The 7,787-nt window shown below is 71.5% G+C and carries 6 protein-coding genes and 1 pseudogene; 4 read left to right on the top strand and 3 right to left on the bottom strand.

Annotated features, from left to right (window positions below; all coding sequences use genetic code 11):
• The first annotated feature begins 491 nt into the window (after positions 1–491).
• Positions 492–2,009: an FG-GAP repeat protein gene (locus AB0D59_RS30340; protein WP_362572007.1), complete on the top strand. Its 1,518-nt coding sequence runs from the start codon at positions 492–494 to the stop codon at positions 2,007–2,009.
• Between the two features lie 262 nt (positions 2,010–2,271).
• Here AB0D59_RS30340 and AB0D59_RS30335 read toward each other — a convergent pair whose 3' ends face one another.
• Complete coding sequence (locus AB0D59_RS30335) at positions 2,272–3,021, bottom strand: helix-turn-helix domain-containing protein (protein WP_362572004.1); 750 nt, start codon at positions 3,019–3,021, stop codon at positions 2,272–2,274.
• A gap of 104 nt (positions 3,022–3,125) precedes the next feature.
• On the opposite strand from AB0D59_RS30335, the gene AB0D59_RS30330 reads away from it, so the two are divergent.
• From AB0D59_RS30330 to AB0D59_RS30320, 3 genes and pseudogenes are all read left to right on the top strand, one after another.
• Positions 3,126–4,025 (top strand): NmrA/HSCARG family protein, encoded by a 900-nt coding sequence (locus AB0D59_RS30330; protein WP_362572001.1) that lies wholly within the window; start codon positions 3,126–3,128, stop codon positions 4,023–4,025.
• Positions 4,026–4,098: 73 nt separating this feature from the next.
• Positions 4,099–4,476, top strand: a pseudogene (locus AB0D59_RS30325) (hypothetical protein); the annotation flags it as partial.
• Positions 4,477–4,627: 151 nt separating this feature from the next.
• Positions 4,628–5,479, top strand: a complete 852-nt coding sequence (locus AB0D59_RS30320) for a hypothetical protein (RefSeq protein ID WP_362571998.1) — start codon at positions 4,628–4,630, stop codon at positions 5,477–5,479.
• A 79-nt stretch (positions 5,480–5,558) separates the two neighbouring features.
• Here the strand turns inward: AB0D59_RS30320 and AB0D59_RS30315 are convergent, their stop codons facing one another.
• Complete coding sequence (locus AB0D59_RS30315) at positions 5,559–6,935, bottom strand: HAMP domain-containing sensor histidine kinase (protein WP_362571995.1); 1,377 nt, start codon at positions 6,933–6,935, stop codon at positions 5,559–5,561.
• Positions 6,932–7,594, bottom strand: coding sequence for a response regulator transcription factor (locus AB0D59_RS30310; RefSeq protein WP_362571992.1), 663 nt, complete (start codon positions 7,592–7,594; stop codon positions 6,932–6,934). The genes AB0D59_RS30315 and AB0D59_RS30310 overlap by 4 nt, the downstream gene beginning before the upstream one ends.
• Positions 7,595–7,787 lie beyond the last annotated feature (193 nt).

Here is a 7,787-nt window from a genome sequence, read left to right as displayed (position 1 = left end):
GGCCAGCGTGCTGTGGGCGCTGCTGCGTGACGGACGGGTCTTCACCTCCGCCCCACCGGTCACGCAGGCGGCTTGACTTCGTCATTGAGACTCCTTGGGCACCGATCCTGAGAATGGATTAAATCTGCGCTGGATTGGATCCAAAAACATGCTCAGTGGCTCCCGATTCCCTCTCGTGTCCCTGGAGTTAAAGGCGTGTGAAGCGGGCCCCGGAGAACACGGGGCGTACGGCGACCGGCGCCCTCAGCATCCCCGCTGCCGCCGAAGGTCACGCCGCCCGCGCGGACCGTGCCCACCGGCCAGCCGGAGGCGCCGCTTGTCCGCCGAAGCAAGAGTCGGGTGAGGCTCCGGTTCCAGATTCTCGGGCATGAGCGGGCGCAACCCTTGGGCCCGGTCTCCGGTCCAACATCGCGGCGGTGGGGAACGGGTCCCCGCCGTACCCCCGCGACTCCGTCCCGACCGGCCATTGCCGAGATCTCAGGAGCCACGAAGTGCGCAGTACGCGTTCCACCACGAGAACGTCCAGAACTTTCCGCAGCCGAGCGAACCTGCTGTCCGGGCCGGCCGCGGCGACCGTACTACTGACGATCGGCGCCACGATCACCGCGACAGCCGCTCCGGCGCCGGCCGCCTCCGCGGCCGCGGAGGCGGCCCATGACGACTTCAACGGCGACGGCTACCCCGATGCCGTGATCTCCGCCCCCGGCGGCACCGTCAGTGCCCAGAAGGGGGCCGGCTACGTAGCCGTGATGTACGGGTCCGCGAGCGGCCTGTCCACCTCCCGCCGGGCGACGTTCAGCCTGAGCACTCCCGGCATACCGGGTCTCGCCCAGACCGACGACGGCTTCGGACGGACCACCACCTCCGGAGACCTGGACGGCGACGGCTACGCCGATCTCGTCGTCGGCATGCCCGGCAGGGACATCGGGACCACCACCGACGCGGGAGCCGCGGTCGTACTGTGGGGCTCCGCGAACGGGCTGCAGGCCACCGGCGCTCTTCTCCTGCAGGACAGCGCACCGACGGTGCGCGGACACTTCGGACTGGGCCTGGCCACCGGCCGCTTCCACGGCTCCCGCACCGAACTCGCCCTCCTGACCGGCAAGGCTCTGCAGACCTACGACTTCGAGGCCGGCGCCGGCGGCACACACACCTTCCAGGCCACTCCCATGGACTGGAAGTGGGCGGAGGACTTCACCCCCACCGGCCTCACCTCCGGCGACTACGACAAGAGCGGCTCCGACGACGTGGTCCTGCTGGGCACCTTCACCGACTACGAATCGGTGAATCCCGTGGCGACGTTCGGTGCGGCCAGCTACCTTCGCGGCGGCCCCGACGGGCTGACGTACGGCCGCGGACTGCGCGGCGGCCCGGTGGGCGCCACAGGCGACATCAACAACGACGGATACCCCGACGTGGTCTTCGGTTCCCCGACCGACAGCGACGACCTCAACGAAGTCCTGGTCGACGGCGGCACCGTCGACGTGTTCCTCGGCGGGCCCGGCGGCCTGAGTGGCCCGGACGCCGACCAGCACTTCGACCAGACGACCATCGGCGCCTCCGGAGACGACAAGATCGGTGACCGCTTCGGTGGTGCCGTCACGGTGGCGGACGTGAACGGCGACGGCTACGCGGACGCCGCGATCGGCGCACCGGGCAACGACATCAACAGCCTCACCGACCCGGGCACGGCGTGGGTGGTACGTGGTACCTCCCACGGACTCACCCCGCGGGGCCTCGTCAGCTACAGCCAGAGCACGCCGTCCGTTCCCGGCGACAACGAGGACGGCGACTGGTTCGGCGGCGCCCTTCGGCTCATCGACGCCGACAAGGACGGCAAGGCCGAGCTGATCGCCTCCGCACCCGGCGAGGACACCGACGACGGCGCCGCCTGGGTCTTCCCCGGCACGAGCAACGGCCCCGCCGGAAGCGGATCCTGGTCCTTCAACGGCGGCGCCCTGAGCGCCCCCGTGCCCGACGCGCGCTTCGGGGACACCCTGGCCTCTTAGCGGTGGCGGAATCACACCGCACTTGGGTCGACACCCTTGCGATGAGGCGGCCTCCCGTGCCGCGTTCCGGGAGGCCGCCTTGTCTGCATTCGTGGCCGGCGTCACCCGGGTTCTGGGCGAGGGCCGGTCCGAAGTCATCGGCGTGGACAAGAAGGTCACGCTGCTGGAGCGGGCCTCGGCCGACCTCCCGTCCGGCACGCCGGGAGAACGCGCCGTACGCCGCGAGGCCGCCCTCCGGGCGACGGCAATTGTCAGACAGGCCCTAGGAAACCGTTGCCGCGCCGAGGCGGCGGCGACGTGCTCGCTGTCGGCAGGTCGCCCCGCAGTAGCGGGCCGGGCGTCCGGTGGACCGGGCCTGGAGCCGGGCCCCGCACTCCTCGCACCGCGGCGCCGAGCGCAGCGTGCCGGGTACGTCACGAAACACTCGCCCTTCCGTGACAGATGCCGGATTCCGCAGGCTGTCCAGCGCCAGACGTACCATGCGGGTGCCGCCGTCCCGGTCGCGGTGTGTGGCTCGGATGGTCGTGCACCCGACGGCGAGCGCGGCGACATCGTCCGCGCTGACGTCGGTGCGGACCCCGCCGGCCCGCTGGGCCGCGCGGAGCAGTTCGTCGAGTGTCTGGCGGAACCGTCGCGCCGACGCGGCCAGTCTGGGACGTGGCCAGCTCGTTTCCGTGGTCAACGCGTCGCACGCGTGCTTGCGCCCCTGGGACGTGTCGACGACCTCCAGGAGGAAGCCGAAGAACGCCGCGACAGGGTCGGCCCGGGCCGCCCATCGTCGAGCGGCGTCCACCCGGTTGTCGATCTGCTGGACGAGTACGGCCTCCAGCAGGATCTCCTTGCCGGGGAAATGCCGATACACGGTGCCGGCGCCGACCCCCGCCTGCCGCGCGATCGCGCCGAGGGAGACGTCCAGGCCGTGCTCGTCGAATGCCCGCGAGGCGGCGGCGAGCACCTTCGCGCGGTTACGGCGGGCATCGGCCCGGCCGACGTCCTGGGGAGTTGAGGTCATGTCACGTAATCCCTTGTCCGTCGGACTCAACCGGGTGCAGCCTTCCATATCGACCCCGGGCCCAACCCACCGTGCCCACCGACAATCCCGGGGCGGAGGACGACATGACCACTGACCGCTTGGTCGTCGTGACCGGTGCGACCGGTCGGCAGGGCGGCGCCACCGCGCGTCGGCTCCTGGCGGCCGGCAGGCCGGTGCGGGCACTCGTGCGGGACACGACCGCTCCCGCCGCCAAGGCACTCGAAACCGCCGGGGCCGAACTCGTGCACGGCGAATTCGACGACCCGTCGAGTCTGCCCGCGGCGCTGGAGGGAGCCTCGGCGCTGTTCGCCGTACCGCCCGTGGCATTCGGACCGGAAGGCCCCGATACGGAGCGGGAGTTCGCCCGGGGCCGGGCACTGGTCGATGCCGCGGTCGCCGTGGGGCTCGAGCACGTCGTGTTCACGGGCGTCGCGTCCACGCCGGGGCGCCCAGGTGGTTCCGAGGGGAAGAAACGCATCGAGGACCACCTGCATGAGCGGATCCGGGCGGTGACCGTGCTGCGTCCGGTGCGCTTCATGTCGAACTATCTCGGTTCGACGCCCATCGGTCTCGACGGAATCGTCGACGGCGTGCACCGGCACATCTTCCCGCCGGACGAACCTGTCCAGCTCATCGCGGTGGAGGACATCGCCGAATTCGCCGTGCTGGCCTTCGACCAGCCGGACCGGTTCGCGGGGCGGAGTCTGGAGCTGGCCGGAGACGCCCCCACCCCGGCCGAGGCGGTTGCCGCAATCAGCGAAGCCACGGGTGCCGCGGTGCGCTACGAGCGGATCACCCACGCCGAGGCCGCCGCACTCAACCCCGAGATCGCCCGGGTCCGGGAGAGCTGGGCAGCCGGATCGCGCTGGCACGCCGACATCGAGGCGCTGCGCGTCATCCACCCCGGACTGCGTACGCTCGCGGACTGGCTCGCCGAATCCGGCGCCGCCCTGCTGCGGAAGCGACTCCTCGAAACCGCCTAGCGCTCCGGGTCCATCGCCAGCACACCGGCACCGCCGGGCCAGCGACGAAGCCATGCTCCAAGGGGACGGTGGCCGTGAGTCCTTCTAGTGGCTCGCCGTCCTGTTCACCTTCGCCCTCGGCACCGCCGCCGGTGACCTGGTCTCCGAGCGGGTGGACTTCGGCTACTGGCTCGCCGCGGTCCTGTTCGCCCTGGCCATCGCCGCCGTCGCCCACTTCGCGCTCGGGCTCGACGACGTGTGGAGCTTCTGGATCGCCTCCATCCTCACCCGCCCGCTCGGAGCCTCCATCGGCGACTACCTCTCCCAGCCCACCGGCGACGGAGGTCTGGGCCTGGGCACCGTTGTCACCAGTGCGCTCTTCCCTGCGGTCATCCTCGGCCTCGTGGTGTGTTCGGCGGTGACCCGGAAGGACGTGGCGCAGCCTCAGCAGACCGCCCGCCACGCGGTCTGACCAGGCATCTGACAGGCATTCAGGCACCTTTCAGGCCGCCGCTGCCAGGGTCGGTAGGTGCGATCGCGCCGTCGCGGTCGCCCATCGGCAGGCGCTCGCCCCCTTCGTGGGGCGCGCCCTGCCGTACGACCCCCACAAGGAGCCCCCCACCTTGCAGCAGCCCGAAGCCCTCACCGATCTCGACGTCGCGAGCACGACGAAATCGGTGATGAAGAAACTGCCCGAAGTCACCCTCGCCTTCTGGATCATGAAGATCGCGGCGACGACGCTGGGCGAGACCGCCGGGGACCTCTTCGCGCAGACCCTGAAGCTCGGTTACTTCCTCACCACGATCGCGCTGTTCCTGATCTTCGTGGTGACGCTCGTCGTCCAGCTCCGCTCCCGCCGCTACAACCCGTTCTTCTACTGGACGGTCATCCTGTCGACCAGCATGGCCGGCACCACGATGTCCGACTTCATGAACCGCGACGCCAGCGCCAAGTACCTGTCGGGCGGCACCACTTCGCTCGGCTGGGGACCGCAGGGCCTCGGTCTCGGCTACCCGGCCGGCGCGGCGATCCTCATCTCGATCCTGCTGGTAGTCTTCGCGGTCTGGCGGCTGAGCGGGATGACCTTCCAGATCCGGGACATCGTCACCTTCCGCGGCGAGGCCCTGTTCTGGTCGGCGATCCTCGTCTCCAACACGCTCGGCACCTCCATGGGCGACTTCCTGTCCGACAGCTCCGGCCTCGGCTATGCCGGTGGCGCGCTGCTGGTGACCGGCGCGCTCGCCGTACTGGCCGTACTGATGAAGGTGCCGACGGTGCCGAACGTCCTGCTGTTCTGGATCGCGTTCGTCCTCACCCGCCCGCTCGGTGCGACCGCGGGCGACCTCCTGACCAAGCCGGTCGCCAAGGGCGGGCTGAATCTCGGTACCGCAGGCTCCTCGGCCGTCCTGCTGGCCGTTCTGCTCGCCCTCATGGCCTACGCGCAGGTCCGCGAGCGCAGGGCTGCCACCTCGTAGCCGACGGAGCGGAAAGGCTGACCGCCCCCTGCTCCTCGGTCGGGCGTGCGTCGCCGGGACGGCATGGGGCGGGGCCGATTCATCCCGCGGGCAGGTCGGCCAGGAAGCGTGCCCCCGAGGTGTACACGGGATCGTGGGACACCTCACCGCCGACGGCACGGGCCAGGCGCCGCGCGAGCGGCAGTCCGAGGCCCGCGCCGTCGTGGCCGTCGTCGGGATCGCCGCGGCGGCCGGGCTGGAAGAGCTCGCCCACGAACGCCTCGGGCACCCCGGGACCGTCGTCGGTGACGCCGATCCGTACGCCGCCGGGCATCGGCCGTGCGGTCACGGTCACCGTGGCCCGGGCGTGGCGGACCGCGTTGGCCAGGAGCGGGCTGACAATGCGTTCTAGGAGAGCCGGGGTGACCCCTGCCTCCAGCGCCGGATCCGTGACCTCGACGATGGCCTTCACCCGGTCCTGGGCGCCGAGGCTGTCGACCATCCGCCTCAGGACGGGGGCGACGGCTGTGGCGCCGGGGACCGGGGAGGCGCTCAACGCGCTCTCACGGGCGTCGCTCAACAGGGTGTCGCAGATGGTGCGCATGGACCGGGCCGCCTCGGCGATCACCTCCTGGGTGGCCCGCGTCTCGGCGGCGGAGCGTGGCCGGGCCCGCCACCAGTCGAGCTCGATGATGATCCGGGTGAGTGGGGTGCGCAGTTCGTGGGACAGCTCCCCGGTCAGTTGCCGTTCGTGGCGCAGCACGGTCCGGATGCGGTCCAGCAGCGCGTCCAACGAGGCGCCCAGACGGGCGAGTTCGGCCGGGTGGTCGGCGGCGCCGAAGCGTTTGTCGGAACCGACGGCGCTCCACTCGGTGGCCTGGTCGGTCATGGTGCCCACCGGACGCAGGGCCCGCCCCACGGCCAGGCGGGTCAACGCGTAGGTGCAGGCGAGCATGACCGCGTCCAGGACCAGGGAACCCAGCAGCAAGGTGTCCGCCGAAGCGCGGTACGGCGCCAGGTCCAGGGCCGTGACGACTGTGGCGGAGTCCGGGTGACCGGACACGGGTCGGGAACACATGCGGACCAGGTGCGGGTTCTCCGCCTCGACGGTCGCGCAGAGTGCGCGTCCTTGCCCGGCGAGCCGTTCCGCGGCCCGGGTCGGTATGCCGTCGGCCGCGGCCGACGGCGGCTTCTCCAGCAGGTGCGTTCCGGCGTAGATCCACACGTTCGCGTCGAGGAGACCGTCGTTGACGGTGTCCACGACGCGCACCGGTCGGTGGCTGGTGTCGACGGTGGTGGCGACGGCGGCCGCGCGGTTGCGCAACTCGTCGTCCGCCTGATGCTGCAGGTGCCGTTCCTCCACCACGTTGAACACCACGGTCAGCACGGCCATCAGCAGTGCGGCGGTGGTCAGGGCCACGAACGAGAGCCGTGCGCGCAGCGTACGGGGCGCGAGGCGGCGAGGAAGACGGATCATGACAGCCGGTGCCCGATCCCTCGCACCGTACGCAGGCTCAGGTCGCTGCCCGCCTCGCGCAGCTTGCGACGCAGTCGGCTCAGGTACTGGTCCAGAGTGTTGTCACTGACCTGGGCTCCGTCAGGCCAGGCGGCCCGGACCAGGTCACGGCGGCCCACGATGGCGCCGCCCGCGGCCACGAGCGGGGCGAGCAGCCGGAATTCCGTCGGGGAGAGGTCGACGTGGCCGTCGCCGACCCGCACGCTGTGCCGGGTCGCGTCCAGGACCAGGTCGCCGGCCACGGCCACGGCCGCTGGGGCGGAGCGCTTGAGCGCGGCCCTCAGCCGGGCGACGAGTTCGGCGAGATGGAACGGCTTGGGGAGGTAGTCGTCGCCCCCGGCCGAGAACCCGGACAACCGGTCGGCGAGGTGATGGCGGGCCGTCAGGAAGATGACCGGCGCGCTGAAGCCATTGCCGCGCAGCGCCTGGCATACGTCCCGGCCGTCCGCGTCGGGCAGCCCGACGTCCAGGACGACCGCGGCGATGCCGTCCGCGGCCAGCCGCAGGGCGGTGGCGCCGTCGGCGGCGGGCACGGGTTCGAAGCCCTCGTCCGCCAGTCCGCGGCGCAGCACGTCCCGCAGGCCGTGATCGTCCTCAACGACCAGGATCTTGTGCCGCATGGCCCTCCGTAGGGTCGTCGGCCGTACCGGCCGTGCCTGGGACGAACTCCGCGTGCGGCCACCGGGCCGTCGCCCGCGCGCTCACGCTCTGCCGGCGGGCGGGCGGTTGTGCGCCGGTCCGGACGCGGGAGCGACCGGTCCGTTGAGTCCGCCACCCGATGACGTCGCCGGGCCGGACGTGCCGCCCGGACCA

Origin of the sequence: Streptomyces sp. NPDC048417 (assembly GCF_040651615.1) — a bacterium.
Taxonomy (GTDB): domain Bacteria; phylum Actinomycetota; class Actinomycetes; order Streptomycetales; family Streptomycetaceae; genus Streptomyces.
This window is presented reverse-complemented; position numbering and strand designations above follow the sequence as displayed.